The following is a 1,511-nucleotide window of genomic DNA, read 5'->3' as shown; positions in this document are numbered from 1 at the left end:
CGGTCCGGCGTCGGCCGCGGAGCTCTCGCGGGCCATCGCGCGGATCAGTGCCTGACGGCCGGCCGGCTGGGCGGTGACGGCGCCGGGGATCGCGGAGAGCGGGAAGCGGGGGTCGGTGAGGCCGAGGCGCAGCGCGTGCGCGTGGCCCACGAAGCGGGCGTCGACCACGGCGACCCGCTGTCCCGCGGGCACCCCGGCGAGCAGGGTCCCGGCCTCGGCGATGCCGGACGCGGTCCGCACGTCGAAGCCGAGGGAGCGCAGGTCGCCCTCGAGTGACGAACCGGGGACCGGCTGGCCGGTGAGGATGGCGGTCGACAACCGAATCTCACTCCCTGGGTGCCGACGCGTCGACGCCGGTCATGTACACGATGAGGCGCCCGTGCGGTACCTCCGGGCGGCATGTCGGCAGAGGCTATCGGATGCCCGGAAGCCCGTGTTCACCGCCTGTTCGACGGCCGGATCGGCATGGTTCGCCCGCGCCTCCGCCGCGATCATCATCGGTGATGCGGGGCCCGGCCCACAAACCGCCGTATCAGAACGGGCATTTGCCCCAGGTCCGAACATTGGGGGCTGCCGGGTCCGTTCGGCATAGGGTGGGCGACCATGACATGGCTGATCACCGGCGGGGCCGGTTACATCGGGGCACATGTGGCGCGGGCCATGACCGGTGCCGGAGAGCGGGTCGTGGCGCTGGACGACCTCTCGGCCGGGGTGCCGGCGCGGCTGCCCGCCGACGTCCCGCTGGTCAGGGGATCGTCGCTGGACGGCGAGCTGCTGAAGCGGGTGTGCGCGGAGCACGGGGTGACGGGAGTGGTGCACCTCGCCGCGCGCAAGCAGCCCGCCGAGTCCGTGGCGCACCCGACCACGTACTACCGGGAGAATCTGGGAGGCCTCGGGACGCTCCTGGACGCCGTCGCCGACGCCGGGATCGGACGCTTCGTCTTCTCCTCGTCCGCGGCCGTGTACGGCGATCCCGGTGTGGACCTCATCACGGAGGACGCCCCCTGCGCCCCGGCGAACCCCTACGGCGAGACCAAGCTCGCCGGCGAGTGGCTGGTCCGGGCGGCGGGCCGGGCGCACGGCATCGACACGGTGTGCCTGCGCTACTTCAACGTGGCGGGGGCGGCGGTGCCGGAGCTGGCCGACACCGGTGTCTTCAACATCGTGCCGATGGTCTTCGACCGGCTCACCCGCGACGAGGCCCCGCGCATCTTCGGCGACGACTACCCGACGCCGGACGGCACGTGCGTCCGTGACTACATCCACGTGGCCGATCTGGCCCAGGCGCACCTGGCGGCGGCCCAAAGGCTGTCCGAGGGGGACCTGACGGGAGACCTGACGGTGAACATCGGCCGCGGCGAGGGCGTCTCGGTGCGCGAGCTGATCACGGTCATCGGCGAGGTCACCGGCGACACCCGGGCCCCGCTCGTCGAGGGCCGCCGCCCCGGCGACGCGCCCCGCGCGGTGGCGTCGGCCGCCCTCGCGGCCGAACGGCTCGGCTGGACCGCCCG

The 1,511-nt window shown here is 73.7% G+C and carries 1 protein-coding gene and 1 pseudogene; one reads left to right on the top strand and one right to left on the bottom strand.

Annotated elements, in window-relative coordinates; genetic code table 11:
• Positions 1-318 (bottom strand): annotated as a pseudogene (locus tag B7767_RS30510) (CDP-alcohol phosphatidyltransferase family protein); the annotation flags it as partial.
• A 285-nt stretch (positions 319-603) separates the two neighbouring features.
• Here B7767_RS30510 and galE point away from each other — a divergent pair.
• Positions 604-1,511, top strand: a 908-nt coding sequence (gene galE / locus B7767_RS30505) for a UDP-glucose 4-epimerase GalE (protein ID WP_085574970.1), incomplete at its 3' end; no start/stop codon positions are given.

It is taken from the genome of Streptomyces sp. 13-12-16, from assembly GCF_002114215.1.
Lineage (GTDB): Bacteria > Actinomycetota > Actinomycetes > Streptomycetales > Streptomycetaceae > Streptomyces.
The sequence above is the reverse complement of the archived record's forward strand: the minus strand, read 5'-3'. Positions and strand labels throughout refer to the sequence as shown.